The organism is Psychrobacillus insolitus, from assembly GCF_003254155.1.
GTDB classification, from domain to species: Bacteria; Bacillota; Bacilli; order Bacillales_A; family Planococcaceae; genus Psychrobacillus; species Psychrobacillus insolitus.
This window is the reverse complement of record NZ_QKZI01000001.1, coordinates 297,275-323,161: the sequence shown is the minus strand read 5'-3', so window position 1 is coordinate 323,161 and position 25,887 is coordinate 297,275. Positions and strand designations below refer to the sequence as shown.

The following is a 25,887-nucleotide window of genomic DNA, read 5'->3' as shown; positions in this document are numbered from 1 at the left end:
ACCTTAACATTCTAACGTTTTTCTTTTGTTTTTGCACTAAAAATAATGCTAAAATAGGTTGGAAAGGATGGCACTTATAATGAATTTATTCCAACTTTTTAAAGCAAGCTTGCATAGTCCGAAAAAAATAGCCATATTTCGACTAATTTCGATTGGAAAAGTGATGCAATATATATTTATATTTATTTTTCTGTTAACAATCATTTCTTTTGTTCAATTTATCAATGGAATATCTGTTCAACAATCTAGTATGGAAGGATTACTAGAATACTTTGAAGATATCCAGTGGCTACTTTATCCTTTTGCTTTTGTATTTTTATTTGTCTTAAATACGTTATTTAGCTTTATCCGAGTTAGTATTTTTGCTTATATCGGAACATTTATCCTTTATACAATGAAGCGAAGAGGCGATTACCGGCACTTATGGAGAACTGCCCTATTCGCAAGTACTGTATCTATGATCCTCTCTTTAGTAGTTGCTATTTTACAATTGGAAAATGGCTATATTCAAATTACAATCTATGCAATTACATTCGTATATTTAGTGCTGGCATGTAGATTTTATCCTATTAAAAAATAATTCATAAAACCCTTCTTTTCTTCATAAAGTATGAAAAGGAGGGTTTTATATGAAAATATTTGTTGCAACTATCATAATCTTGCTTTCGTTATATATTATAAAAGTAGATTTGTTTGAGGGAACAATTCCTCTTGCTTTTTTTTCAGAAGAAGAATGTATTGAAAACATAGATTTCATACCAGTAGAAATAGTAACAGGAGACACTTTTTACTCATTATTCGCGATGTATCCCGCTAGTCAATCTATCACTTACCAAGAGAGACTAGCAGATTTTTATGAACTAAACCCCCATTTAGTAAATCAAACGATTAAAACTGGGGAACAAGTATTATTGCCAATCTATTCTTTTACAAAAGCTTGCGAAAATGAAAGTTAAGGTTTCACCCTTGTCTTTTCCATCAAAAGACTGATAAAATGAAGAATAGTGATGGCATAAAGCCTCAAGAAGGAGAGAATTTCATGAGTGAATTAATTCATCGTTCCAAAACTCGCGCAGTTCGAGTTGGAGATTTAACAATAGGCGGTAGCAACGAGCTATTTATTCAAAGTATGACGACAACAAAAACACATGATGTGGAAGCTACAGTAGCAGAGATCCTGAGACTAGAAGAGGCTGGTTGTCAAATCGTTCGCGTCGCTTGTCCTGATGAACGTGCTGCCTACTCAATCGGAGAAATTAAGAAACGTATTAATATTCCATTAGTTGTGGATATCCACTTTGACTATAAACTAGCCCTTATTGCAATTGAACAAGGTGCAGATAAAATTCGTATTAACCCGGGTAATATTGGACGTAAAGAAAAAGTTGAAGCTGTAGTGAACGCAGCAAAAGCAAAAGGGATTCCGATTCGTATTGGTGTAAATGCTGGATCTCTAGAAAGAAAAATCCTTGAAAAATACGGCTACCCTACTGCTGAAGGTATGGTAGAAAGTGCTTTACATCATATTAAAATTCTAGAAGATTTAGATTTCCACGATATAATCGTTTCTATGAAAGCATCAGATGTAACTCTTGCTGTAGAAGCATACCGTCTAGCAGCTGCGGCATTTGACTATCCCCTTCATTTGGGAATTACTGAATCAGGAACACTTTTCTCTGGTTCGATTAAAAGCGCTGCAGGACTAGGAACACTTCTAAGTATGGGAATCGGAAACACTATGCGTGTATCTCTCAGTGCAGATCCAGTAGAAGAAATAAAAGTAGCTCGTGAATTATTAAAAGTTTTCGCACTTTCTTCTAACGCAGCTACATTAATTTCTTGCCCTACTTGCGGTCGTATTGAAATCGATTTAATTTCCATTGCAAATGAAGTAGAAGAATATATTTCTCACATTAAAGCACCTATTAAAGTAGCTGTTCTTGGATGTGCTGTAAATGGACCCGGAGAAGCTCGTGAGGCTGACATTGGTATTGCAGGAGCTCGCGGAGAAGGCCTATTATTCCGAAAAGGAAAAACAGTTCGTAAAGTACCAGAAGCAACTATGGTTGAAGAATTAAAAGTAGAAATTGATAAAATTGCTGCAGAATATTTCGAACAACAATTACTTGAAAAAAAAGCACTTGAAAACCAACAAGTGTAAGGAGTAGATGAGATGACGAACGTACGCTTCGGAATAGATATTGATGGGACGGTAACATCCCCCACTTCCTTACTACCACATATAAATAGTGCATTTAAAACAAATTTACAACTAGCTGATATAAAAGAATATGATTTAACGAAAGCATTCGACATTAGTCAAGAAGACTTTTATACTTGGTTCAAAAAATCAGAGCCACATATTTACGCAACTTCACCTATTCAAGCAAATGCTCATGCAGTATTATCCGCTTGGAAAGAGAAGTACGAACTGTTCTTTATCTCTGCTCGTGGAGAAAATGTTCTGGATGTCACGCTAAATTGGTTTAAAGAACAAGAATTACTATATGATCATATTGAATTAATCGGATCACATAACAAAATTGAAACTGCAAAAAGACATGGAGTTCATGTGTTCTTTGAGGATAAGCATGATAATGCAGTAGAAATCCATGAAGAACTAGATATTCCGGTACTATTATTTAACACACCATATAACCAACAACCTGCTCCTAAAGGGGTAATTCGGGTGAACAACTGGTTAGAAGCGAATAAATGGATTGAAAAAGAATTTTCTATTTAAGAAACAAAACCGCTAATGTACCCTTTTTCCACATGCGGTACTTTGTCAAATGACGTTAGTGAAGAATTTAGTCGCCTATAATTTATTTATTTATTTGTCGTGGGACTGTCGGGAAAGTCAGTAAAACTGATTTTTGCGGCAGTCTTTTTTTATGTAGTTTTTCAAGTCACGTTTTCTATTTAACCTTATTTTTCCAATATTCTCTTTGCTGATTTTTTTACTTTCATAGATATTTAGAAGAAAATAAGACTCAAATGCCCCGCAGTTTTGTGGCAAACTCATAAACGCGATCCTAGAAGCGAACCAAAAAACATTGACTTACATGGCTGTGAATCATCAAAAACAAATTAGACATCTATCATTGCTACACGTTAAATATTTCTATTTAATTTATTAGTCATGATTTATAAAATATAGCAAAATGACTATACGACTTATCCGAAAATAAGTGCCAAAAGAGACTTCTCTCCTGTTTTTGTACTTATTTTAAATTATGCCGTATGTGGATTTTGGCCATTTTTGAGGTTTGGGATTATTTTTTGATCGGTTGGTTTTAGGAGCGCTTTCTTTTGTGATCCGGATGTCTAAAATTTTCACTTATATATTCATTTCTCCTCCTTGGCTATACCTCCAGTTAATTATAAATATATTTTAAATCTAAACGAATGAATCAGAGAACCCTCCATTATTGACATAGTATGAAGTATTCCGAATATAGGAGGTGTTACATTATGGGTGAGACTAAAAGTGGATACGGTAACGGATCAGGATTTGCGTTAATTATTGTTTTATTTATTCTTTTGATTATTATTGCCGCGGCTGCCTTCAATTCAGGTGACCACGGTGGTGGATACGGCGGTTATGGTTGCTGACGTAATACTTTAAAAGAGTATATCTGAGACATTTTTTTGTCATATGAATGATATGTGAGCATTTAGATAAAAACAAACACCGCCAAACGAATATTTGGCGGTGTTTTTCAATGACATTGTGGGCAATTTCCATAGATTTCAAACTTATGATTTTCTATTTGATACCCTGGAATAGAATTATGCAACAATTCCATTGGGCAAATGTTAATCTCTTTAATATTTCCACACGAGGTGCAGATAAAATGGTGATGATGATGATCCGTTTCACAATGCATGCGGAAATGTTTCTCCCCTGTTAGCTCAGTCTCTTCTAAAATACCAAGCTCTACAAACGTATTTAAATTACGATAGATCGTATCATAACTCATCCCCGGATGTTCCGCCATCATAACATCTAGAATATCTCGAGGCGTAATATACTTTGTAGTTTGTGAAAAAATATCTAATATTTGCTCCCTTTTATCTGTTTTCTTGAAGCCTTCTTTTTTCAGAATCTCCCACGCTCTATTAATGTTCATTGTATTTGCACCCCTTTAATTCTTATTTTTTTCGTTAATAAAGTAAGAAGTAAGATAATAATAGAAGTAACGACAATGGTTCCACCTGGTGCTATATTTAAGTAAAATGCACTCACTAAGCCTACCAATACTGCAAGTTCACCAAATACTACAGAGTAAATGATTGCTTGCTTAAAACTTTTCGCAATACGCATCGCAGCAGCTACTGGCAAGGTCATTAAAGAAGAAACAAGTAAAATCCCAACAATTCGCATTGATCCCGCTATTACAAGTGCAGTAACAATCATGAATAAAATATGAATCCACTTTGCAGGCAGACCTGATGCTTTCGCGTACTCTTCATCAAAAGATAACACAAAGAACTCTTTAAAAAATAAGCTCAAAAATAAAATCACGATAATTGCAATAGACACAACAATCCATAAATCTTGTCTACTTACAGCAGAAACAGAACCAAATAAATAACTAATAAGATCTGAACTAAACCCTTCAGATACCGATATGAAAATGGCACTAATGCCTAACCCTGCTGACATAATAATCGGAATCGCCAATTCTTCATAATGTTTATACAATCTCCGTAAACGTTCAATAAACAAAGATCCAGTAACAGATGCTACAATCCCTAAATACAATGGATTTAACAAAGCAAGTGCACCAAATGATTGACTTAAATACAAGCTACCAGCGATTCCAGCAAGCGTTACATGGCTCAAAGCATCAGCAATCAAAGAAAGCCTACGAACAACGACAAACACCCCTAAAAGTGGCGCAATCACTCCAATGATTAGTCCAGATGCAAAGGCATTTTGTAAAAATTGATAATTTAATATTGCATCGATCATGATTGCACCTCACTATGATGATCCACTTTCCGAACAGAATGCCCGTACCATGCTTCCAATTGTTTATCACTCATCGAATCCATTTCATTTTTAAACCCATGAAAGTGGATTGTCTGATTCAAACAAGCTACATGACTAATACTTATCGATACTGCATCTACATCATGTGTAACGAGTACAATCGTAATATTATGTTCCCGATTTAAATGCGCTAACATATTATAAAACGAGCGAACATTTTTACTATCTACCCCAACTGTCGGCTCATCTAATATTAAAATTTTAGGATCGCTAATCAATGCCCTTGCGATAAACACACGTTGTTGTTGACCACCAGATAAGTCGCCAATGTTTTTCTCTGCAAACATTTCCATTCCTACAGATTTTAGCGCTTGTTTCACTTGATTGCGCACATTTTTGGGATAACGATGAAATAACCCTACTTTTTTTACTAAACCACTTCGTACAACTTCTGCTACTGTTGCAGGGAATCCAGTATTAAACGAATTAGACTTTTGTGACACATATCCAATAAGTTCTTTTTCTTTGAATTGACTCACCGGCTTTTCAAAAAGAAAAACTTCTCCTTTTGTCGGTTTTATTAATCCCAAAATAATTTTTAACAAAGTTGACTTTCCAGAACCATTTGGACCGATTATTGCTAAAAAATCGCCTTCTTCTATTATTAAATTAATATCTCTCAATGCTACAGTCTGTTCATATTGATAAAAAACATTATGTAAGTTAATTAATTGTTTGGCCATTCTGTTTCCTCTATTCTAATTAATAATCATTACGATTTACAAAAATTAAGTATAGATGAAAACATTCTATGTGTAAATCATTTTAACTTGAAAGGGTGTATTAATGGATATTTCCAAGTTCATTTATCAATTACAAACTAGTTCCATAAAAGAATTTAAAAATATTTTACTAGGTTTTGATATAAAATTATCTGACAAAGAATTAAAAGGCGTCTACCCACTACTTCAAGAAATTTCTCTATCCTGGCTACTCATAGGAGTGCCATTGCCTATTCAACATAAACTTGTAGACATTTTAGGTGAAGATCGGGCTATTGATCTATTTAATCAGTTAAAAGAAAAAGTACCCTCATCTTTTAAAGAAAAATGAGAGTACTTAGAAATATTATATTCGTAATGCATCGATTTCTTCCGGCTTAAAGCTTTCTGAACGAAGCATCTCGATTTCAATTTTATATGGAGCTTGTTTTGTTTTAGCATCGAGTCCAACAAAAGGAGTTTCTAAAATTTTAGGTATATGTAGCAACTGAGGATGATGCACAACATATTGAAGCGCATCAAAACCTATTTCTCCAAAACCAATATTTTCATGACGATCTTTCGCTGCACCACGGATATTTTTACTATCATTAATGTGAAGTACTCTTAAACGATCGAGGCCAATCAATTTATCGAATTCATTTAGTACACCATCAAAATCATTCACTACATCATAACCAGCGTCATGAATATGGCAAGTGTCCATGCAAATAGACAGTCGCTCATTATTAACTACACGATCTATGATTTGTGCTAATTCATCAAATGTACGACCACATTCTGTTCCTTTACCAGCCATTGTTTCTAGAGCAATTTGAACAGGAAAGTCTTGTGTCAGAACTTCATTTAATCCTTCTACAATCCTACTAATTCCCGCATCTACTCCAGCTCCAACATGTGCACCTGGGTGCAATACAATTTGCGTTGCTCCCAGCGCTGCTGTTCTTTCGACTTCTTTTTGCAAGAAATCGACGCCTAAAGTAAATGTCTCTGGCTTCGTTGTATTTCCAAGATTGATAATATAAGGAGCATGTACAACAATATTCGATATTCCATTTTCTTTCATATGTTGTAATCCTGCTTCAATATTTAGTTCATCAATTGGTTTTCTACGAGTATTCTGAGGTGCGCCTGTATAGATCATGAATGTATTTGCACCATAAGAAGCTGCTTCTTTACTTGACCCAAGAAGCATTTCTTTTCCACTCATCGAAACATGAGATCCTAATAACAATGAAACAACCTCCTTACTTTTTACGAGCTTTAATACGACGTTCTCTTTTCTTCACGATATCCATTTCCCACTTCATACCACGTTTATAGCCTGGTTTTACTTTTTTAGGTTTACGAACTTTAGATTTCGCTATCATATCAATTTCACTTTCATTTTTTGTACGGTTTTTACGAGCATGTCTCTCTTTTAACTCAGACCATTCCCCATTAACTACATCTTTATGTTCAAATGGAATACCCATTTTTTCTAAACGGATTAATGCATCTTCATCAGATGGTTCAAATAGTGTAATAGCTGTTCCAGTTAATCCAGCACGAGCAGTTCTTCCTACACGGTGAATGAAAAATTCTAAGTCATCTGGAAGTTCATAGTTTATAACGTGACTTACTCCAGGAATATCAATTCCACGAGCCGCCAAATCAGTCGCTACAATATATTGGTATTCCAACTCATGGATTTGTTTCATCACACGTTTACGTTCTCTCGGAGCTATATCACCATGAACAACCCCTACTTTTATGCCATTTCCTTCTAGGTAATGAGCTACTGAATCAGCATTTTGCTTCGTATTGGCAAAAATGATTGCTAAGTATGGATTAATTCCTTCAATTACATCAAGTAGACGTTTCTTTCTTGATTTACTACGCACTGGCGTAACAATGAAATCAATACCATCTGCTACAGGACGTTTGTGGCCAATCTTAATATGAACTGGTGAGTCCATATATTTTTTCAAGAATGGTTGTAGTTTCTCTGGGATTGTCGCAGAGAATACATACATTTCTAGTTGTTCAGGCATACGTGATGCAAACTGATCAATTTCAGTGATAAAACCAAGATCAAATGCAAGATCTGCTTCATCTACAACTAAAATCTTTGAAGTGTGCACTAGTAATGCTTGTTCAACGGTTAAATCGCGAATTCGACCTGGAGTACCTACTACAATTTGTGGTTGTGTTTTTAACTTTTCAATCGCACGTGCTTTATCTGTACCACCGATGAATAATTTTGTTTGAATATCTGTACCTTCTACTAGCTTGTTCAACTCATTATAAATTTGTGTTGCAAGCTCTCTTGTTGGTGATGTAATAATTGCTTGTACTTCTTTTTTACTAGCATCTATTTTTTCAACAATTGGGATCAAAAAGCTATGCGTTTTACCTGTTCCAGTATGCGCTTGACCAATCGCACTTTTCCCCTTCAAAATTAGCGGAATTATTTCCTTTTGAATTGGTGTTGGTTCTTGAAAGCCTAGTTTATCGATTGCTTCTTGTAAAAAAGGCTTTAAATTATAATCTGTATATTTTGACATCCTACGTCACTCCTTCACATTTCTTTATTGTACCACGATTGTACATAAACTGTATATTTTGCATAGAATAGAAAGACTATTTATATGAAAGGAGAAGAAAATATGCGCTATGAGTCTTTTTATCCATTCTCTCAAACAAGAGCGAACGATTTTTTTGATTTTAATGGTCCGCCAGTTGCAAATCCTCCCCCTCCTCCGCAGAATCCCTTTGGATTTGGCATGCCCACTAGTCCACAAGCTGCACAACCAAATAATATCCTAGGCCGCCTTCAACAAGGAATTCAAAGAGGTTTCCAACAGGAAGGACCTGGTGGTTTTGGTGGTCAAGGAGGACCTGGTGGTGGTTTTGTCGGTCAAGGGGGACCTGGTGCTCCTGGAAGTTTCCAACAAGGACCTGTCGCAAATAAAACAATGTCTTATTTACAAACTGCCGATAAATTTTTAAATACTGCACAACAAATTACGCCAATGGTAAGACAATACGCACCAATGTTTCAAAATGTGCCCGCACTTTGGAAGCTTTACAAAGGCTTCCAATCTATGCCTAATGTACCTGCAGCAGGTGTAAATGTGGCTGCAAATGCTTCTAACGCAGCTGTTTCTGCAGCATCTGTTGCTAGAACAGCTACATCTGCGGTATCAACTGGAGTATCACTACCTAGAATATTCCAACCTCCATTTTAACTTTATCTCGTCGACAAATTTGATTTTTTTGTATTCAACGTAGTGCTCCGTTATAATATGAGTATGCTCATATTGAAAGGGGTACAAAACATGATTGTACAAAAAATTTCGCCTAGAGGATATTGTTATGGTGTAGTAGATGCAATGATAATTGCACGCAATGCTGCCCTAGATACATCCCTTCCACGGCCAATATATATTTTAGGAATGATTGTTCACAATAAACATGTAACAGACGCATTTGAACTAGATGGGATCATTACGTTAGATGGTGAAAATCGTTTAGATATACTTTCCAAAGTAGATACAGGAACCGTCATCTTTACTGCTCATGGTGTATCACCAGAAGTGAAAGAGCTTGCGCGTAAAAAAGGATTAGTATCTATTGATGCAACCTGCCCTGATGTAACTGTTACACATGACTTGATCAAAGAAAAAACTGCACAAGGCTATGACATTATTTACATTGGGAAAAAAGGTCACCCGGAACCAGAAGGAGCTATTGGAGTTGCTCCAGATAAAGTTCACCTTGTACAATCAATTGAAGATGTTGAAAATTTAAACCTGACAACGGACAAATTACTAGTAACCAATCAAACAACGATGTCTCAGTGGGATGTTGTCCACTTAATGGAAAAATTGAAAGAAAAATTCCCGCATGTTGACGTGCATAAAGAAATTTGTTTAGCGACTCAAGTTAGGCAAGAGGCTGTTGCAGAACAAGCAGGCGAAGCAGAACTTCTTATTGTTGTAGGGGATCCCATGAGTAATAACTCTAATAGATTGACACAAGTTTCAGAGGAAATCGCACAGACTCCTTCCTATCGAATCGGGGATGTATCTGAGCTAAAATTGGAATGGCTTGAAAATATTGCTCATGTAGCTGTAACAGCAGGCGCTTCTACTCCTACGCCAATTGTCAAAGAAGTTATTCAGTTTTTGGAAAAATACGATCCAAATAATCCAGAAACTCATGATACGACGAAAAAAGTATTAGCTAGTAAAATTCTACCGAAGATTAAAATTCCTCAACCTGTAGAACGAATTGAACCATATCCAGTAAATTAAGAAATAAAAGCTGCTCTTTCTACGAGCAGCTTTTTTCTATTCTATACAAGTTGAAATGGTTCAGTAGATAGCTCGGATGGGATGAATTGACAGACTAGCTTACTTTTCGAACAAGCTTTTGTCATGTAATCTGCTACTCCAACTTTCATAATCTGCTCCACATGATGACCAGGGTCTATTATAGCTAGATTAATCGCTTCTGCGTCTTGTGCAGTATGGAAATACATATCTCCTGTTATAAGGACGTCAGCACCTGCTCTTTTAGCGATATTAATGTATTTATTGCCATCGCCACCTAGCACTGCTATTTTTTTCACTTCTCGTTGTAAATCTCCTACCACTCTTACAAACGGAACATTTAACTGCTCCTTTACTGTTTGTGCATAAGTAGATAGCATTGTAGGACTAGACAACGTACCAATTCTGCCAATCCCTTTTTCATTCACTTCAATGTCTAAAGTTATTAAGTCATATGCCGGTTCTTCGTAAGGATGTGATGCCAATAATGCTTTTAAAACACGATTCTTCCTAGACACTGGGAATACTACTTCCAACTTATCTTCCTCTACAACCGATAACTCACAAGCCTTACTAATATACGGATTTGCTTTATTCGATGGTTTAAATCTGCCTTCCCCACTTGATGTAAAACTACATGACTCATACTCCCCAATTTGCCCTGCACCAATTTTACTTAAGGCATCTCTTACTTGTTCAGTAGCTTCTTTCGGTGTGAAGACAGCAAGTTTCATCATTTTTTCAGCAGTAGTTTTCTCTAAAATTTCCACATTTTCTAACTTAAGTGCTTCTGCAAGTAAATCATTTACTCCGCCTGTCGCAATATCTAAATTAGTATGCGCAGCATAAACAGCAATATCATGTTTTATACACATTTCAATTAAGCTACCTTGCGGGAGATCTGTTCGCATATTTTTCAATCCACGAAAGATAGGTGGGTGATGTGCAATGATTAGCTCACAGCCATTCTTTACCGCTTCTTCTACGACTTTCGGATTGACATCTAATGTAACAAGTACTTTGGAAACAGGCTTATTTAATGTACCTATTTGAAGTCCTATTGGATCGCCTTCATAGGCAAGCGATTTCGGGGCCCATTTTTCAAAGAGTTCAACTATCTGTTGTCCATTTGTTTGCTTCATCACTCTATCGACTCCTTAACAAGTGAAATTTTTTTCTCCAGTTCGTCTTTCTTTGCTTGAACATCCTCTGTTAATGCCGTCTTATTCAGTTGATCTAAGATTCGTTGCCATTCAAATACATCATTCAACCATTTTTTTCTGAAAACATCCGATTTTTCTCTCATCAGTTGTGGCCCAACTAATAATTCTTGTTCTGTCAGCTCCATTAGCCCTTTTTTCAATACAAGAATCTCATAAATTTTGTCATGTTCTTCTAATATTGCTTCTTGGTCAATTTTCCATTGTTCTTTTATTGCCCATTCACGAATCGCTTTTGCATGTACATTTGGCTGCAAGATTAACGTTTCAGCAGTTGTGAGTTTCTCTTTTCCAGCTTCTAGAATCGAGGCAATGAGTGGACCTCCCATGCCTGCGATTGTAATCGTTTGGACATGATCTTCTTCTTTAATAACTGCTAAACCATTTCCAAAACGTACATCTATGTGTTTATCCAAACCTTCACTTTTTACCTGTTTTCGTGCAGATTCAAATGGTCCTTTTACCACTTCACCAGCAATTGCATGTGTAATGACACCATTATGAACTAAATAACAAGGTAAGTACGCATGATCACTACCAATATCTGCAAGCATTGTATTTTTTTCTACAAAAGATGCAACTTTCATTAAACGTTCCGACAAATTTTTTGCATTCACTATAAACACCTCTTCTTCTACTCATTATAACAAAAAAGAAAAAAGACCTCGATTCTTTTAACAGAATCAAAGATCTTTTTGTTCAAATATTTTCTACTCTAAAGATTTAACCCAAGCGGCCATAGCATCAATGTTCTCTTCTGGTACTAAACCAGCAGGCATTGCGCCTTTACCGTTTGCTAACACGTCTTTTACTTCATCTTCAGAAAGCGCAGTTCCTACTAATGCAGGGAAAGCACCTTGTCCTTCATATGCACTACCGTGACAACCTATACATTTTCCTTGAGCAAACGCTTCAGGATCAAATTCACCAGCTGCTGCTTCTTCACCGCCACCATCAGCAGCTTCTTCAGTTGCAGCAATTTCTTCTTTGTTGATTACTCCATCAACAGATAAGAAGAAAATTAGACCGATACCAAATGCCATGATTAAGATAAATGGAATTATTGGATTCTTTTGCATAATTAACCCTCCCTCATTACAATCTTTTCTAATATAGAATTAGTCAACACTCATATTGTACTGCATTCTAGTGAAAACGAAAAGTCCTATTGAGGAAGTTTTATTTTTTTGTGACAATTTAGACAAAATTTCGAGCCTAAAAAAGGAATAAAGGATAAACTTTAAGCAAATTCCCTTCAAAAGGATTATTTACTATGCACAAGTTTACTAACACCCAATATGTCTTGCAATAACCATACGCTGAACTTCTGATGTTCCTTCGCCAATTTCGAGTAGTTTTGCATCTCTCATATAACGCTCAACTTCATATTCTTTCATGTAACCATAACCGCCATGTATTTGAATTGCTTGATCTGCAACCTCCATCGCGATTTCAGAAGCATAGAGTTTACACATTGAAGCTTCTTTTCCAAATGCTCTTCCTTGGTCTTTTAACCACGCTGCTTTATATACCATTGTTCGAGCTAATTCTATTTTCATCGCCATATCGGCAAGTTTAAATTGTGTGATTTGGAATTCGGAAAGTGTTTTACCAAATTGTTTGCGTTCTTTCGAATATCGAAGTGCACGATCAAAAGCTGCTTGTGCAATCCCTACTGCCATTGCGCCGATGCCAATTCGTCCACCGTCAAGTGTTACTAGGAACTGTTTAAATCCATTTCCACGCTTGCCTAGTAAATTTTCTTGAGGAACTCGTACATTTTCCAAAACAAGTTCTGTTGTATTGGAAGCATTTAATCCCATTTTTTCATAGTTATCAATTACTGTGAATCCTTCTGCGTCAGTTGGAACAATAATTGCAGAAATTTCTTTTTTACCATCTACTACATCCGTGATAGCAGTTATTGCTAAATGTTTTGCATAGCTAGCATTCGTAATAAATGCTTTATTTCCATTAATCACAAAGTCATTTCCATCTTCTTTTGCAGCGGTTTGCGTACCCCCTGCATCCGATCCTGCGTTCGGTTCTGTTAAACCAAAAGCTCCAAAAGATTCCCCTGTACAAACAGGAACTAAGTATTTCTGCTTTTGTTCTTCCGTTCCAAACAAGTTCAGTGGTGCTCCTCCAAGTGAAATATGGGCCGAATACGTAATACCCGTAGAAGCACATGCACGACTTAACTCTTCCGTTACAATCGCAAAACTGACCGTATCAGCTCCTGCTCCGCCGTATTCTTCTGAAAACGGTAAGCCCATCATCCCCATGTCGGCTAACTGTTTAAAGATTTCTTTCGGAAACGCTTTTGTTTTGTCTCGCTCAATAGCCCCTGGAGCGACAACCTCATCAGCAAATTCACGAATTGTTTTACGAATCATTTGTTGTTCCTGTGTCAAATCAAAATTCATTTATTCCATCCCCTTTTCAATGAAAAAACGCTTACATTTCTATTATACTGAAAATATGTAATATTCACAGTTCAATATAAAAACTCTGCTGGTAATTTCCCTTGAAAAAGGAATTTAGCAGCAGAGTTTATTTAAATGAATAGACTTAAAAGTAATACCACTCCAAGACCTACAACGGAGTTTGTGAACAATAAAAGTCCCCATGTTTTAAATGTATCTTTAATCGATAAGTTAAAATACTCTTTAAACAACCAGAAAGAAGCATCATTTACGTGTGTAATTGTATTACTACCGGCAGCAGTTGCTAGAACCATTAACACCGGATTTACGTCAAATGTATGAATCAGTGGACCTACAATTCCAGCTGCAGTAATGGCAGACACAACGCCTGTCCCAGTTGCAATACGAAGAATCGCTGTAATGAGCCACGCCATGATTAATGGAGACACACTTGTATTTTGCATCAATCCAGCGATGAAATCACCAATACCAGTATCTAAAATGATTTGTTTAAATGCACCACCTGAACCTACAATGAAAATAATCATTGCGATTCCTTCAATAGCACCAGAGAAAGAATCCATCACTTCTTTCATTGTTCTACCTCTTTTTATTCCAAAAACATAAATTGCGATTAGAACCGCAAGAATCATACTAATTTCAGCACTACCAAAGAAATTAATAATTTTAGAAAACTGTGATTCTTTATCTACAAAAATATTTATCACTGTAGCAGCCGTAATAATGATTGCTGGTAATAAAGGAATGATTAAACTAATTGCAAAACTAGGCATTTCTTCTTCTGTAAAGTCTTTTGATTTTTTCAATAGTGGCGGAACTGGTAAATCCATATTTCGCAACATTCTCGGTAATATAATACCCGCACAAATAATAGAAGGTACAACTACAACAATACCTAATATATACACCATACCCATATCAGCGCCATATGCATCAACAAGAGCTGTTGGACCAGGTTGTGGAGGGAAAATACTATGTGCCATTGTTGCAGCAGCTACCATTGTCATTCCTAAGCGTAAATAAGAAATTTTCGCTTCCATTGCAATACTAATAACAAGAGGGGCAAGGATAATAAATGCAACTTCATAAAAAACAGAAACTCCAAATATTGTACCTACAATTAAAATCGCCCATTCGACATTTTTCACTCCGAATTTTTTCAGTAAGGTAGAAGCTACACGTTGAGCAGCACCAGAATCAACCATTAGTTTTCCAAGTACAGCACCCATACCGATAATAATGGCCAAACTTCCTAATGTGCTACCAAATCCAGTTTTTATGGATATAACGACTGCATCTAATGTTAACCCATTTAAAATACCTACAAGTATTGCAACAATCAGTAGTGCTAACACACTATTAAGTTTTACCACTATATTCAAATAAAGTAGTAGCGCGACTCCTAGTGCCACCCAAATGATCGGCAAGTATTCGATAATCCAATCCATGCTTATTTCCCCCCAAATATAATATGCTAATACCTCAAATAATCAAACTTTTTTAGCAAGATTCTCTTTCATTTAAGCTTGCTTGTAAGCGATAGACTTTCTTCTCATCCGCACTATCTGCACCTTTTATTTGCTTTAACAATAAATCTACTGCTAGATTTGCCATGTCGATTGCTGGTTGTGAAATAGTCGTAATAGGTGGTGTAAAAAAGCTTGCAAATGATACTTCATCAATACCAATTACAGCAATTTCTGATGGTATTTTCAAATTATGTTGTTTTATATATTTTAGTACGTCTATTAAAACCCTATCATTACCTGCAATTATCGCTTGTGGAGGTTTTCCTTGTTTAAATAACTCATCAAGTGCCTCTTCGATTTGATCTACCTCAGGCGTCTTAATATAGATTGATTGAACTGGTAATTGATGTTGTTCAAGTGCAAGTTTATACCCTTGGATTCGCTCAACACGTGGACTAATGTTTCGAATAATGGATGTGGTAACAATTGCTATACGACTGTAACCGCTTTCTACTAAGCGATCCACCGCTAAAGTAGATGCTTGTATATTATCAAGCATCACGGTAGGTATTTCTAATTCATCAATTGTCCGGTCCATAAAAACAATTGGAAATTCTTTTTTGATCATACTTTTATATAAGTCAATATTGCCACCAGTAGGGAATATAATAATTCCGTCAACTTGCTTCGCCATTAGCATTTCAATATAATTTCTTTCTTTTTCCGGCTCATCATCTGCATTACACACAATAATATGAAAACCGTGTTGATGAAAGTAATTTTCAATCGCACGTATTATTTGAGTAGAAAATGTGTGAAGAATATTTGCAACGATTACTCCCACTGTATAAGTAGACTTTTGTTTCAAACTTCGAGCGACGATATTAGGATGATAATTTAATTCTTTTATTGTTTGTTCAATTTTTTGCCTTGTAGATTCACTCATATACTCATACCGCTTGTTTAAATATTGAGAAACTGTACTTTTAGATACTTTCGCTTGACTTGCTACATCTGCAATTGTAATGTTTTTCATCGATTATTAAACACCAGAGTAAGCCATAAAACCGCCGTCTACAGCCATCACTGTCCCCGTAACAAATGAAGAGTATGATTCATCTATTAAGAATAATAATGCCCCAAGTAAATCTTCTGGTTTACCGAATTTTTTCATCGGTGTAGCTTCCATAATTTTTTGAGAACGAGCAGTATAGTTTCCGTTTTCATCTAACAATAAATCCTTATTTTGTGTTGTTACAAAAAATCCTGGCGCTATTGCATTTACTCTTAGACCTGCTTCTGCAAAGTGAACAGCCATCCACATTGTAAAGTTATTAACGGAAGCTTTAGCCGCACTATATGCAGGAATTTTAGTTAACGGTGCATATGCACTCATAGAAGAAATATTAATAATTGTTGGAGATGCAGCTTTTAATAATTCCTTCCCAAATACTTGACTAGTTAGAAAAGTACCGTTGAAATTCAAAGAAAATACATCTGAAAATCCATTTTCGTCTAAATCAAAAAATGATTTTCCTTCTGCGCCTTCTTCGTATTTTTCAGGTCCGGTAATCGCATCTGCATGATTTCCACCAGCACCATTTATAAGAATGTCTACTTGCCCGAATTTTTCTATAATCTTTGCTTGTGCTTGAATAAGAGATTGTCTATTTAATACGTTTGCTGTGACTGCTATAGCTTGTCCACCATTTGCTTCAATTTTATCTGCAACTATTTGACCTGTTTCAGCTGTTTTGTTCAGAATTGCAATTTTAACTCCGTGACGAGCAAGCTCATACGCCATTTGAGAACATAGTACACCGCCACCGCCGGTAATTACTGCAACCCGGCCTTCTAAATTTTCATGAATCGGTATCATTATACTTCCTCCTTCTTCGTCTCATATGCATCCCATAGACCATGTAAATACATGATGCCTAGAGCACGATCATACAAGCCGTAACCTGGGCGACAAACTTCTCCCCAAATATGACGACCGTGATCTGGTCTAACATATCCTTCGTAGTTCTGTTTATGTAATTCTGCAACTACACCTTTAATATCAATTGAACCATCCGTTGTATAGTGAGATGTTTCCGTAAAGTTTCCATTTTCATAAATTTTCACGTTACGTATATGTGAAAAAGGTGAACGGGAAGCATATTTTTTAGCAATCTGCACCATGTCATTGTCAGGATTGGCTCCCATAGATCCAGTACATAAAGTAAATCCATTGGCAGCTGAATCTGAAATAGCAATTAGTTTTTCATAACTAAATTCTCCCGTAATGATTCTTGGTAATCCAAAAATAGAATACGGTGGATCATCCGGGTGGATAGCCATTTTAATACCAGCAGCTTCAGCTACAGGAAGTATTTCATTTAGGAAGTAGGCTAGGTTTTCCCAAAGTTTTTCTTCATCTACTTCTTTGTAAGCTTCAAATAATTCCCCAATGCGAGCCATTCTTTCTGGTTCCCATCCTGGTAAAGACAAATCAGATGACTCACTAACAGTTTTTACAAGCTCTTGCGGATCTAGATTTTCTACTTTTGTTTTTTCGAAAAACAGAGCTGTAGAACCATCTTCAAGTGGATGGAACATCTCCGTACGTGTCCAGTCAAATATAGGCATGAAATTATAACAAATAACTTTTACACCAAACTCTCCAAGATTTCGGATAGATTCTTTATAATTTTCAATGTATTGATCACGTTCTGCGTTACCTAATTTAATCGATTCATGAACGTTAACACTTTCTACAACATCTGTATGGAAACCAAATGAATTAATATAATCGATTTCTTCTTTAATTTCTTCTTTTTCCCACACAACTCCTGCAGGTTTTTGATGAAGTGCCCACACAATCCCTTTCGTTCCTGGAATTTGCTTAATTTGTTCAAGTGTTACCGTATCATTACCTCGACCATACCAACGAAATGTCATATTCATATGCTTTACCTCCTTTTACTTTGTACTAGCGTTTATATATTTTTTACTAGCTTCTACAACAGCTTCATATCCGCCAGCTGTATAGGCTTTGTTTAAATCACTACCGACGCCAACTGCTACTGCACCCGCTTCTAACCAATCCTGCATATTGCTCACGTTAATACCGCCTGTTGGCATAATTTGGACATGTGGTAAAGGTCCTTTAACGGATTTGATAAAGGAAGGATCAAAGTTATTAGCTGGGAATAATTTCAATACATCACAGCCAGATTCTAATGCTTTGACCATTTCACGAATTGTCATACAGCCCGGTAAATAAGGAATTCCATATCTATTACACACTTTTGCAACTTCTTCACTAAAATGTGGACTTACGACAAACTTAGCTCCGTATAAAATTGCATGGCGTGCTGTTTCAGCATCAAGTACAGTACCTGCCCCTAAAACTGCATCTATGTTTTGAAGTTCTTCAAAAGCTTTTTGTACTTGTGGTGTTGTATATGTTAATTCGATTATGCGGATACCGCCTTCTACGGCAGCTTTCGTCAATTGAATAGCCTCTTCTGCACTATTCCCTCTAATAACCGCTACTACTTTCGATTCCGTTATTTCAGTCAAAATGGAATGTTTTGTCATGATGAAATCTCCTCCTTATCGTTCAATTACTTTTTCGTTGCGAATAAAGGCAAGCACTTCTTGTAACTCAGGAAGCCCTTCATTATCTCCAGAAACGGTTGTAACAAGAGCACCTACACCATTTGCAAATTCTAATCTTTCAAGTGGCTCGTAGCCATGAAGGTAAGCATAAATATAACCTGCGTCAAAACCATCACCTGCTCCAACAGTATCAATTGGATTCACTGCAAAAGCTTCTTTAGAATACCAAGTGTCATTTGTATACACTCTTGCACCATTTCCACCGTCTTTAATAACTAGTTGTGAAATATCAAAACGCTCGGCACATGCTTCTAAGGAATTTACAGAAGACTCTCCCATTATCATGTCAATTTCATCTAAACCAGTGAGTAATATATCTACATACGGGAAAATTTCCATGTAAGCTGTTATTGCTTCTTCAATTGACCAAAGTTTCAATCGAATATTTGGATCAAAAGACACAGGAATGTTTTTTTCTTTCGCAAGCTTCAACACTTGTTTTGTTATTGCTAAATTTTTAGGATCAATTGCTAGAAAAACACCTGTCAAATGAACAAGGTCAACACCTTCTAACATTTCTAATGTGATATCACTAGGCTCCATCGTAAGAATTGGCGATTGATAACGATAATAAAAAGTTTTCCCAGAACCATCTTCACGAATTTCTTTAAAGTTAAGAGATGAAGGATATCCTTCGACAAGTTTCACTTCAGAAACATCTATTCCTTCTCCACGTGCAAAATTATAAATAACTCTTCCAAACTCATCTCCACCTAAACGGCTAACCCATTTAGCATTTAGCCCAAGACGAGCACATCCGATTGCAAAATTTAATTCCGCACCTCCAACTTTTCTTGAAAAAGTGGGTACATATCTTAAAGGTCCAGTAGCAGATGGATTAAATGTTATTAACGCGTCTCCAAGTGTCAAAACACTATAATTGGAAGCCAAATCAATCTACTCCTTTCAATTTAATATTTCATCTAATTTTATGTATAAACCGGTTTAGTAAACCGGTTTATACAAATTATATAGTGAAAGGGTTTTCAATATCAAGTATTATTTATATAAGTATGTAGATTTTCCACAATAAAATACGACAACATTTTCTTTAATGTAAAGAAATCGTTGTCGTATCAAGGCTTTATGAATGTTGATTAAATGATTTATATTAATAAATAAGATAAGATAAATACAATTCCGACTATACCAGAAATACTAAAATAAATAAGTTTTAGAAGCAAACCAGTGAACAACCACATTAAGCAGTTTCCAATAATTAACCCAATCAAAATAGAAGGATATTCCATGAAATAAACATTCCATATTTTAAAGGAAAGTCCTAGAAGTATAAGGGCAGAGAAAACGTAAAGTAATGTTGCCATAAAGGACTTTGTTTTTGCTAGTTTAATAGCTATGTATAAAAACGTGAACACGACAATTCCAGAAATAATAATCGGGACATAAACAGCTGTTGTCATAAATATAAGTGCGGCTAATAAAATAGCTGTAATAATACCAATCATAACGGCCTGGACTATATTTTTCTTTTTCTCTTTTGCAAGAACTGCTTTAGAAGTATTATCTTTTTCTTCTATCTGTTCTCCTTGTGCATATAAAGCCGTTAAAAAATCACAATAATGCTCAGGCAAAAGCTTGTTCTTCTTCCAAAAACCGATTTCATTTAATATTATTTCCTTCTTTTCTAATGACATTACTCGCCCTCATTTCTTTTTCACCAATACTTTTAGTATATCACCTTCAGCCTGCTTAGAAAATCATAAGAAAACCAATCCACGCTGATTTTCGTTTCGAGCGGACGCTTTCCGTGGGGCGTGCGATGAGCATCCTCGCCCTTGAAAACCGCGCTCTGTGGGGTCTCACCTGTCACGCTAATCCCACTGGAGTCGCCGCTCAAAATGAAAATCAGCATAGAGAATATTGGAAACATAAGTTCAAATAGATATAGAAAACAAGACTTGAAAAACTACATAAAAAAGACTGTCCAAAAAATCAGTTTTACTGACTTTTTGGACAGTCCCATGGCAAATAAATAAATCAATTATGGCCGACTAAAACTCTTCACCAACGTCATTTGACAAAGAACCTGATAAATGAGAGAGAGACATCCTTTTAAAGGATGTCTCTCTGACTTCAATTCTATTCTAAAAAGTCTTTTAGACGTTTACTTCTAGATGGATGACGAAGCTTGCGTAATGCTTTCGCCTCGATTTGACGAATACGTTCACGAGTTACGCCAAATACTTTCCCAACTTCTTCGAGTGTTCTTGTACGACCGTCATCTAAACCAAAACGAAGACGAAGAACATTTTCTTCACGATCAGTTAACGTGTCTAACACATCTTCTAATTGTTCTTTTAATAGTTCATAAGCTGCATGATCAGAAGGAGACTGAGCATCTGCATCTTCGATGAAATCGCCTAAATGCGAATCATCCTCTTCCCCAATTGGAGTTTCTAAGGAAACTGGTTCTTGCGCAATTTTTAAGATTTCACGTACTTTTTCAGGAGATAGATCCATTTCTTCTCCAATTTCTTCTGGAGATGGTTCGCGACCTAAATCTTGCAGTAATTGACGTTGAACCCGAATTAGTTTGTTAATCGTTTCCACCATATGCACTGGAATACGAATCGTTCTAGCTTGGTCTGCGATCGCACGAGTGATAGCTTGTCTAATCCACCAAGTAGCATACGTACTGAATTTGAAACCTTTACGGTGATCAAATTTTTCTACCGCTTTAATAAGACCCATATTTCCTTCTTGGATTAAGTCCAAGAAAAGCATTCCACGTCCTACATAACGCTTCGCAATACTCACTACTAATCGAAGGTTTGCTTCGGCTAATCGTTTTCTAGCTTCTTCATCTCCTTGCTCAATTTTTTCAGCAAGTGCAATCTCTTCAGATGCTTTTAATAAGTCTACTCGTCCAATTTCTTTTAAGTACATACGAACTGGATCGTTAATTTTAATACCAGGTGGAACACTTAAATCATTTAAATCGAATGTATCTTCTTTCCCTTTTGTCAATCGATCTAAATCTTCTTCATCGCCATCTTTTCTAGCAAGTTCAATACCTTTACCTTCTAAGTTGTCGATGAATTCTTCGATTTGATCAGATTCTAATTCAAAATGAGCAAGTTTTTCTGCTATATCATGGTATGTTAATTCACCACTTTTTTTACCTATTTCAATTAATTGTTTTTTTGCTTCTGCTAATGATAATTCAATTTCTGCTTCTTTTTCTTTCGTACGTTCAGACTTAGACTTGTCCGCCATAAGAATTCCTCCTTTTGCTACCGGTTTATTTCTCAAAAGTTGCTAGTGATTTTTTTAGCTGAATTGCTTCCTGAGCTAATCGGATAGCTTTTGACATATCAGCCATTTTCTCCGCTTCTTTTGCTTCATGTAATTTTTGTACAATCAGTTGCTCTACCCGGTATTTTCTAATATGACGCAAACAGTCCATGACTTCCTCTGTTTCATGATCTGGATCACGTTCTGAGAGCGCTGCTTCCATAACTATTTTTCTTAATTCTGGATCGTTTACCATTTCCAAAAACCGTTGATAATCTCCATTTGGAAAATCTTCGTAAAAACCTGTTAATCGAACAAATGCAGCCTCATATATATCTCTGATAAAACATTGATCTTCTGACTGATTTCGCGCAATATCAATGACCTGCGGATTATACAACATATGAGATAATAATATTCTTTCAGCCCGTTCATCTGCAGTTGCATTTTTTTTCGGTTTTCTTAATTCTGGATTCATCTGCACAGGAGTACGTTGCTGATGTTTTGATTGCTTTGCTTTGTTTCCCTGCAGTTTACGTAAATGTTGATTTATTGCTTCTTCGGATACATTTGTTTCTTGTGAAAGTTGTCGAACATACAAATCACGTTCTACAGTAGAAGTTCTCTCACTCAGTATTTCCAATATTTCTTGAATATACTGAAGCGTGTCATTCTCATTGTTAAAGTTTTTATCTCTTTTTGACACAATCATCATAAAAGATAAATAGGAATGGGGCTTTTCTATAATTTTAGTCCGAAATGCATCTTCTCCGTACGTTTTAATATAATCATCCGGATCCATCGCGTCTGGTATAATCGCTATTTCTGTCTGGATATGTTGCGCTTGCAATGATCCAGCAGCTCTTTTAGCAGCTTCCATACCCGCCTTATCGCCATCATAACAAAGAGTAACATTTGAAGTAAGACGGTTTATCTTTATGATATGTTGAGACGTCAAAGCCGTTCCCATTGTTGCAACTCCATTTGTTATTCCAGCTTTTGATGCGGCAATTACATCTAAAAATCCTTCAAAGACAACTATATTTTGATGTTTTCTAATTTCTAATCGAGCCTTATCTAAATTGTAAAGTACTTGGCTTTTTTGGAAAATTGGTGATTCCGGACTATTCAAGTATTTAGCATCTTCATCTGATTTTTGAAGAATACGACCTGAGAAAGCTATTACACTTCCACTTTCATCATAAACAGGGAACATGATTCTTCCTCGAAACCGATCAAAATACTTCAATTCATTTTCTTTGCGAATAATAAGCCCAGTTTTCTCAATTTCCTGTAAATCCATACCCTTACGCTCTAATAGGGTTGTAAGTGCCTCCCAACTAGGAAGCGACCAGCCAATTTTATACTTTTCAATAATCTCTTTAGAAAACCCTCTTTCTTCTAAATAATTTAACGCATTTTCTCCTTCTTCTGTATGAAGCAATAAATGATGATAATACTCGCTCGCAAAATGGTGAGCTTGCTTCATGAGAGTTACTTCTTTTGAAACTGGTGCTTTTGTTTCATCACGGCTTGAGGAACTTTCAGCTATCGTTATTCCAATTCGACCGCCAAGCTTGCTAACTGCATCTTGGAATGCCAAATTCTCGATATCCATTAAAAATGTAATAACGTTCCCGCCAGCTCCACACCCGAAGCAATGGAAAATTTGCTTTTCTTGTGTTACTGAAAAAGATGGTGTTTGCTCACCATGAAAAGGACAAAGACCAAAGAAGTTTCTACCTCTTTTCGTAAGTTGAACATATTCACTTATAACATCGACAATATCTGTATTATTTCTAACTTGTTCTATTACTTCTTCTTCTATACGATTTGTCATTGTTTCACCATCTTTACTTGCTATTTATTTTAATTCGAGATAATCGTTAAAATTCCTGCAAGAATCGACAAAATAAATCACAAATTTTTTCAAAGGCTCTTATTTAATATTTTCCACAAATAATAATTATAAAACATTTTCTTTTATTAATCTATACTTAGTTCGATAGACATTAGAAAAAAACCTCTTCACAAACGTGAATCGGTTCTTTTTCGTCCAATTTATTTTTGCTGAATATGATTAATAACAACATTTGCAGTTTCTTCAACTGCTCGGTTTGTTACATCAATGACTTGACAGCCAATTTTTTGAACAACTTGATTAAAGTGCTCTATTTCTTCGTTGATACGTTCTATTCTAGCATAACTAGCATCATGATTTAAACCAATTGCTATTAATCTTTCTTTGCGGATTGTATTTAACTTTTCTGGTGTGATGACTAAACCAAAACATTTAGCTGGATCTACTAAGAAAAGCTCTTCTGGGGGTTTTACTTCCGGAACTAAAGGTACATTCGCAACTTTATATCGCTTATGTGCTAAATACTGTGACAACGGTGTTTTGGAAGTTCTTGAAACACCAACAAGTACGATATCTGCCAGTAATAAGCCTCTCGGATCTCTTCCATCATCGTACTTCACAGCAAATTCAATTGCTTCTATTTTTTTAAAATAATCTTCATCTAACTTACGTACTAACCCTGGTTCTTCCATTGCCTTTTCCCCAAGATTCTGTTCAAGTAAATCAATTACCGGGCCGATTAAATCCACTGATTTCAAATTATATTGTGTGCAGTATTCAACCAAAGCCTCTTTCATATCCGTTCGAACGAGCGTATATAAAATCATGGCATTTTTTTCATGAGCAAGCTCAGTAATCTCTTTTATATGATCTAATGAATCAATATGTGTAAATCTTTTTAGTGTTGTATTTTGAAGACCAGGTCTAAATTGACTTATTGCCGCTTTTGCCACAAGTTCTCCAGTTTCTCCTATAGAATCTGAAACAATAAATAAATTAAGTTTTTTCATAGGTCTCCCCCCTAAAGATCATGGTCATCAGCTAATGACAGAAAAGCACGCGTAATATTTGTCTTTGTAATTCTTGCAATTACCTCAAAACCATTTTCTCTTTCTTCCACAACAGGTAATGAATCAATTTGACGATCCATTAATTTTTTCGCCACATCGATTAATGTATCACCTTTAAAACAGTACGTAATGTTTGGCATTCTCGTCATAATCATATGAACTGGCATTTTATTAAGATCTTGATTTCCAATACTAGTTCGTAAGAAGTCTTTTCTAGAAAGCACTCCAGACAAAATCGAATTTTTATCAACAACAAATAAAGAGCCTACATCCTCTAAAAACATATGACAAATAGCATCATAGACAGTCATACTTTCTTGCACTACAACTGGAATTGATTGAAAATCTTTCACAATCATTTGTGCAATATCATCTGAAATAGCTTGACTTGTCTTTTTACCTGAATAAAAATAACCAACTCGTGGTCTAGCATCTAGAAAACCCGCCATCGTTAATATGGCTAAATCAGGTCTTAGTGTAGATCTTGTTAAATGCAGTCGCTCTGCTATTTGTTCACCTGTAATAGGACCATTTCCTTTTACAATGTCCAAAATTTCGACTTGTCTTTTGTTGAGTTCGATTGGACCCACCGCCTCAAAGTGTTATACTTAATACTCAAATAGTATATACTATTTATCCTATTATTGCGAAGTAAAGATGCTCGTGATACAATAGCTACAAATAATAAAGCGTTGAAGAGCATTATAAGTACTGTAATATTAGCGAGTGGTAGATAGTGAAAGGCCACAATACAGGAAACGGCAGCTTGGAGCTTATGCTTTTAAAGAGGATTGTATTTTAC

Annotated in this window: 28 protein-coding genes; 8 read left to right on the top strand and 20 right to left on the bottom strand. The window is 35.8% G+C overall.

What is annotated here, in order from left to right; genetic code table 11:
• Window positions 1-79: 79 nt before the first annotated feature.
• From C7437_RS01560 to C7437_RS01540, 5 genes are all read left to right on the top strand, one after another.
• Window positions 80-580 carry a DUF1189 family protein gene (locus C7437_RS01560; RefSeq protein ID WP_111437895.1) on the top strand — a complete coding sequence of 167 codons (501 nt, stop codon included), beginning with the start codon at window positions 80-82 and terminating at the stop codon, window positions 578-580.
• Window positions 581-629: 49 nt separating this feature from the next.
• A complete protein-coding gene (locus C7437_RS01555) occupies window positions 630-956 on the top strand; it encodes a hypothetical protein (protein WP_111437894.1) in 327 nt (108 codons plus the stop codon).
• Window positions 957-1,039: 83 nt separating this feature from the next.
• Window positions 1,040-2,161, top strand: coding sequence for a flavodoxin-dependent (E)-4-hydroxy-3-methylbut-2-enyl-diphosphate synthase (ispG, locus tag C7437_RS01550; RefSeq protein ID WP_111437893.1), 1,122 nt, complete (start codon window positions 1,040-1,042; stop codon window positions 2,159-2,161).
• A gap of 12 nt (window positions 2,162-2,173) precedes the next feature.
• A complete protein-coding gene (locus C7437_RS01545) occupies window positions 2,174-2,743 on the top strand; it encodes a hypothetical protein (protein WP_111437892.1) in 570 nt (189 codons plus the stop codon).
• 731 nt (window positions 2,744-3,474) lie between these two features.
• A complete protein-coding gene (locus tag C7437_RS01540) occupies window positions 3,475-3,615 on the top strand; it encodes a YjcZ family sporulation protein (RefSeq protein ID WP_111437891.1) in 141 nt (46 codons plus the stop codon).
• 107 nt (window positions 3,616-3,722) lie between these two features.
• Here C7437_RS01540 and C7437_RS01535 read toward each other — a convergent pair whose 3' ends face one another.
• The 3 genes from C7437_RS01535 to C7437_RS01525 are packed head-to-tail and all read right to left on the bottom strand — an operon-like array spanning window position 3,723 to window position 5,742.
• Window positions 3,723-4,133 carry a Fur family transcriptional regulator gene (locus C7437_RS01535; protein ID WP_111437890.1) on the bottom strand — a complete coding sequence of 137 codons (411 nt, stop codon included), beginning with the start codon at window positions 4,131-4,133 and terminating at the stop codon, window positions 3,723-3,725.
• Entirely contained in the window at window positions 4,130-4,978 is an 849-nt protein-coding gene (locus tag C7437_RS01530; RefSeq protein WP_111437889.1) for a metal ABC transporter permease, read from the bottom strand. Before C7437_RS01530 ends, C7437_RS01535 begins: the two co-directional genes overlap by 4 nt.
• The gene (locus C7437_RS01525) at window positions 4,975-5,742 is read right to left on the bottom strand and encodes a metal ABC transporter ATP-binding protein (RefSeq protein WP_111437888.1); all 768 of its coding nucleotides are present in this window, start codon (window positions 5,740-5,742) and stop codon (window positions 4,975-4,977) included. The genes C7437_RS01530 and C7437_RS01525 overlap by 4 nt, the downstream gene beginning before the upstream one ends.
• Window positions 5,743-5,845: 103 nt before the next feature.
• Here C7437_RS01525 and C7437_RS01520 point away from each other — a divergent pair, with 103 nt between their 5' ends.
• Window positions 5,846-6,112 carry a hypothetical protein gene (locus C7437_RS01520; protein WP_111437887.1) on the top strand — a complete coding sequence of 89 codons (267 nt, stop codon included), beginning with the start codon at window positions 5,846-5,848 and terminating at the stop codon, window positions 6,110-6,112.
• Window positions 6,113-6,127: 15 nt separating this feature from the next.
• On the opposite strand, the gene C7437_RS01515 is transcribed toward C7437_RS01520, so the two are convergent.
• The gene (locus C7437_RS01515) at window positions 6,128-7,015 is read right to left on the bottom strand and encodes a deoxyribonuclease IV (protein WP_111437886.1); all 888 of its coding nucleotides are present in this window, start codon (window positions 7,013-7,015) and stop codon (window positions 6,128-6,130) included.
• A gap of 13 nt (window positions 7,016-7,028) precedes the next feature.
• On the bottom strand, window positions 7,029-8,327 hold the full coding sequence (locus C7437_RS01510) for a DEAD/DEAH box helicase (RefSeq protein ID WP_111437885.1): 1,299 nt from the start codon (window positions 8,325-8,327) through the stop codon (window positions 7,029-7,031).
• A 102-nt stretch (window positions 8,328-8,429) separates the two neighbouring features.
• On the opposite strand from C7437_RS01510, the gene vrrA reads away from it, so the two are divergent.
• Together vrrA and C7437_RS01500 are read left to right on the top strand one after the other, a co-directional pair.
• Complete coding sequence (gene vrrA, locus C7437_RS01505; RefSeq protein ID WP_111437884.1) at window positions 8,430-9,011, top strand: VrrA/YqfQ family protein; 582 nt, start codon at window positions 8,430-8,432, stop codon at window positions 9,009-9,011.
• A gap of 90 nt (window positions 9,012-9,101) precedes the next feature.
• Entirely contained in the window at window positions 9,102-10,079 is a 978-nt protein-coding gene (locus tag C7437_RS01500) for a 4-hydroxy-3-methylbut-2-enyl diphosphate reductase (RefSeq protein WP_111437883.1), read from the top strand.
• A gap of 41 nt (window positions 10,080-10,120) precedes the next feature.
• Here C7437_RS01500 and C7437_RS01495 read toward each other — a convergent pair whose 3' ends face one another.
• From C7437_RS01495 to ccpN, 15 genes are all read right to left on the bottom strand, one after another.
• Complete coding sequence (locus tag C7437_RS01495) at window positions 10,121-11,239, bottom strand: Nif3-like dinuclear metal center hexameric protein (RefSeq protein ID WP_111437882.1); 1,119 nt, start codon at window positions 11,237-11,239, stop codon at window positions 10,121-10,123.
• A complete protein-coding gene (locus tag C7437_RS01490) occupies window positions 11,239-11,934 on the bottom strand; it encodes a tRNA (adenine(22)-N(1))-methyltransferase (RefSeq protein WP_111437881.1) in 696 nt (231 codons plus the stop codon). The genes C7437_RS01495 and C7437_RS01490 overlap by 1 nt, the downstream gene beginning before the upstream one ends.
• A 93-nt stretch (window positions 11,935-12,027) precedes the next feature.
• A complete protein-coding gene (cccA, locus tag C7437_RS01485) occupies window positions 12,028-12,396 on the bottom strand; it encodes a cytochrome c550 (protein ID WP_111437880.1) in 369 nt (122 codons plus the stop codon).
• Between the two features lie 207 nt (window positions 12,397-12,603).
• Entirely contained in the window at window positions 12,604-13,743 is a 1,140-nt protein-coding gene (locus C7437_RS01480; protein WP_111437879.1) for an acyl-CoA dehydrogenase family protein, read from the bottom strand.
• 131 nt (window positions 13,744-13,874) lie between these two features.
• Window positions 13,875-15,212 (bottom strand): gluconate:H+ symporter, encoded by a 1,338-nt coding sequence (locus C7437_RS01475; protein ID WP_111437878.1) that lies wholly within the window; start codon window positions 15,210-15,212, stop codon window positions 13,875-13,877.
• A 52-nt stretch (window positions 15,213-15,264) separates the two neighbouring features.
• Entirely contained in the window at window positions 15,265-16,269 is a 1,005-nt protein-coding gene (locus C7437_RS01470) for a LacI family DNA-binding transcriptional regulator (RefSeq protein ID WP_111437877.1), read from the bottom strand.
• Between the two features lie 6 nt (window positions 16,270-16,275).
• Window positions 16,276-17,112, bottom strand: coding sequence for an SDR family oxidoreductase (locus tag C7437_RS01465; RefSeq protein WP_111437876.1), 837 nt, complete (start codon window positions 17,110-17,112; stop codon window positions 16,276-16,278).
• Window positions 17,112-18,182 carry a mannonate dehydratase gene (gene uxuA, locus C7437_RS01460; RefSeq protein WP_111437875.1) on the bottom strand — a complete coding sequence of 357 codons (1,071 nt, stop codon included), beginning with the start codon at window positions 18,180-18,182 and terminating at the stop codon, window positions 17,112-17,114. Before uxuA ends, C7437_RS01465 begins: the two co-directional genes overlap by 1 nt.
• A 15-nt stretch (window positions 18,183-18,197) precedes the next feature.
• On the bottom strand, window positions 18,198-18,818 hold the full coding sequence (locus C7437_RS01455; protein WP_111437874.1) for a bifunctional 2-keto-4-hydroxyglutarate aldolase/2-keto-3-deoxy-6-phosphogluconate aldolase: 621 nt from the start codon (window positions 18,816-18,818) through the stop codon (window positions 18,198-18,200).
• A 15-nt stretch (window positions 18,819-18,833) separates the two neighbouring features.
• Window positions 18,834-19,790, bottom strand: coding sequence for a sugar kinase (locus tag C7437_RS01450; RefSeq protein ID WP_111437873.1), 957 nt, complete (start codon window positions 19,788-19,790; stop codon window positions 18,834-18,836).
• A 215-nt stretch (window positions 19,791-20,005) separates the two neighbouring features.
• A complete protein-coding gene (locus C7437_RS01445; RefSeq protein ID WP_111437872.1) occupies window positions 20,006-20,554 on the bottom strand; it encodes a hypothetical protein in 549 nt (182 codons plus the stop codon).
• A 445-nt stretch (window positions 20,555-20,999) separates the two neighbouring features.
• Window positions 21,000-22,136, bottom strand: coding sequence for an RNA polymerase sigma factor RpoD (rpoD, locus tag C7437_RS01440; protein ID WP_111437871.1), 1,137 nt, complete (start codon window positions 22,134-22,136; stop codon window positions 21,000-21,002).
• 25 nt (window positions 22,137-22,161) lie between these two features.
• Window positions 22,162-23,994 carry a DNA primase gene (gene dnaG / locus C7437_RS01435; protein WP_111437870.1) on the bottom strand — a complete coding sequence of 611 codons (1,833 nt, stop codon included), beginning with the start codon at window positions 23,992-23,994 and terminating at the stop codon, window positions 22,162-22,164.
• 221 nt (window positions 23,995-24,215) lie between these two features.
• Window positions 24,216-25,025 (bottom strand): pyruvate, water dikinase regulatory protein, encoded by an 810-nt coding sequence (locus tag C7437_RS01430; protein WP_111437869.1) that lies wholly within the window; start codon window positions 25,023-25,025, stop codon window positions 24,216-24,218.
• An 11-nt stretch (window positions 25,026-25,036) separates the two neighbouring features.
• Entirely contained in the window at window positions 25,037-25,675 is a 639-nt protein-coding gene (ccpN, locus tag C7437_RS01425) for a transcriptional regulator CcpN (RefSeq protein ID WP_170122288.1), read from the bottom strand.
• Window positions 25,676-25,887 lie beyond the last annotated feature (212 nt).

What these genes read in the sequence shown, in the direction of transcription:
- C7437_RS01560 (WP_111437895.1), top strand. Translation starts at nt 80, where the DNA reads ATGAATTTATTCCAACTTTTTAAAGCAAGCTTGCATAGTCCGAAAAAA.
- C7437_RS01555 (WP_111437894.1), top strand. Translation starts at nt 630, where the DNA reads ATGAAAATATTTGTTGCAACTATCATAATCTTGCTTTCGTTATATATT.
- ispG (WP_111437893.1), top strand. Translation starts at nt 1,040, where the DNA reads ATGAGTGAATTAATTCATCGTTCCAAAACTCGCGCAGTTCGAGTTGGA.
- C7437_RS01545 (WP_111437892.1), top strand. Translation starts at nt 2,174, where the DNA reads ATGACGAACGTACGCTTCGGAATAGATATTGATGGGACGGTAACATCC.
- C7437_RS01540 (WP_111437891.1), top strand. Translation starts at nt 3,475, where the DNA reads ATGGGTGAGACTAAAAGTGGATACGGTAACGGATCAGGATTTGCGTTA.
- C7437_RS01535 (WP_111437890.1), bottom strand. Translation starts at nt 4,133, where the DNA reads ATGAACATTAATAGAGCGTGGGAGATTCTGAAAAAAGAAGGCTTCAAG.
- C7437_RS01530 (WP_111437889.1), bottom strand. Translation starts at nt 4,978, where the DNA reads ATGATCGATGCAATATTAAATTATCAATTTTTACAAAATGCCTTTGCA.
- C7437_RS01525 (WP_111437888.1), bottom strand. Translation starts at nt 5,742, where the DNA reads ATGGCCAAACAATTAATTAACTTACATAATGTTTTTTATCAATATGAA.
- C7437_RS01520 (WP_111437887.1), top strand. Translation starts at nt 5,846, where the DNA reads ATGGATATTTCCAAGTTCATTTATCAATTACAAACTAGTTCCATAAAA.
- C7437_RS01510 (WP_111437885.1), bottom strand. Translation starts at nt 8,327, where the DNA reads ATGTCAAAATATACAGATTATAATTTAAAGCCTTTTTTACAAGAAGCA.
- vrrA (WP_111437884.1), top strand. Translation starts at nt 8,430, where the DNA reads ATGCGCTATGAGTCTTTTTATCCATTCTCTCAAACAAGAGCGAACGAT.
- C7437_RS01500 (WP_111437883.1), top strand. Translation starts at nt 9,102, where the DNA reads ATGATTGTACAAAAAATTTCGCCTAGAGGATATTGTTATGGTGTAGTA.
- C7437_RS01495 (WP_111437882.1), bottom strand. Translation starts at nt 11,239, where the DNA reads ATGAAGCAAACAAATGGACAACAGATAGTTGAACTCTTTGAAAAATGG.
- cccA (WP_111437880.1), bottom strand. Translation starts at nt 12,396, where the DNA reads ATGCAAAAGAATCCAATAATTCCATTTATCTTAATCATGGCATTTGGT.
- C7437_RS01480 (WP_111437879.1), bottom strand. Translation starts at nt 13,743, where the DNA reads ATGAATTTTGATTTGACACAGGAACAACAAATGATTCGTAAAACAATT.
- C7437_RS01475 (WP_111437878.1), bottom strand. Translation starts at nt 15,212, where the DNA reads ATGGATTGGATTATCGAATACTTGCCGATCATTTGGGTGGCACTAGGA.
- C7437_RS01470 (WP_111437877.1), bottom strand. Translation starts at nt 16,269, where the DNA reads ATGAAAAACATTACAATTGCAGATGTAGCAAGTCAAGCGAAAGTATCT.
- C7437_RS01465 (WP_111437876.1), bottom strand. Translation starts at nt 17,112, where the DNA reads ATGATACCGATTCATGAAAATTTAGAAGGCCGGGTTGCAGTAATTACC.
- uxuA (WP_111437875.1), bottom strand. Translation starts at nt 18,182, where the DNA reads ATGAATATGACATTTCGTTGGTATGGTCGAGGTAATGATACGGTAACA.
- C7437_RS01455 (WP_111437874.1), bottom strand. Translation starts at nt 18,818, where the DNA reads ATGACAAAACATTCCATTTTGACTGAAATAACGGAATCGAAAGTAGTA.
- C7437_RS01445 (WP_111437872.1), bottom strand. Translation starts at nt 20,554, where the DNA reads ATGTCATTAGAAAAGAAGGAAATAATATTAAATGAAATCGGTTTTTGG.
- rpoD (WP_111437871.1), bottom strand. Translation starts at nt 22,136, where the DNA reads ATGGCGGACAAGTCTAAGTCTGAACGTACGAAAGAAAAAGAAGCAGAA.
- dnaG (WP_111437870.1), bottom strand. Translation starts at nt 23,994, where the DNA reads ATGACAAATCGTATAGAAGAAGAAGTAATAGAACAAGTTAGAAATAAT.
- C7437_RS01430 (WP_111437869.1), bottom strand. Translation starts at nt 25,025, where the DNA reads ATGAAAAAACTTAATTTATTTATTGTTTCAGATTCTATAGGAGAAACT.